1 protein-coding gene is annotated in these 580 nt (G+C 47.1%); it reads left to right on the top strand.

What is annotated here, in order from left to right:
- The coding region (locus tag R7Q11_RS28095; protein WP_225467218.1) for a mechanosensitive ion channel family protein at positions 1-580 on the top strand (580 nt) is incomplete at both ends.

Consider the following 580-nt stretch of genomic DNA (forward strand, 5'->3'; position numbering starts at 1 on the left):
GTCTCTGTCTGGTCTGCTGACGTTTGGTGGTGTGGGTGGCTTAATCGTAGGTCTTGCTGCAAAAGATTTGCTGTCGAACTTCTTCGGTGGTTTGATGATTTACTTCGATCGTCCATTCAAAGTAGGCGATTGGATTCGCTCTCCAGATCGTCAAATCGAAGGCACCGTTGAGCGCATTGGCTGGCGCATGACCAGCATCCGCACGTTTGATAAACGCCCACTTTATGTGCCGAACTCCGTGTTTAGCAACATCGTGGTTGAAAACCCTTCCCGAATGCTAAACCGTCGAATCTACGAAGTGGTGGGCTTGCGTTATGATGATGCCGACAAAGTGCCAGAAATCATCACCGCAGTGCGCGAAATGTTAAAGAACCACAAAGATATCGATACGCGCCAAACCTTGATTGTGAATTTTGATACCTTTGGCCCATCATCGTTGAACTTCTTTATCTACACCTTCACGAAAACCGTGAACTGGGTGAGATACCACGAAGTGAAACAAGACGTCTTATTGAAAGTCGTCGGCATCATTAAAGAGCACAACGCAGATATAGCGTTCCCAACTCAAACACTGAAGCTC

The sequence above is a fragment of the Vibrio sp. 970 genome (assembly GCF_033339075.1).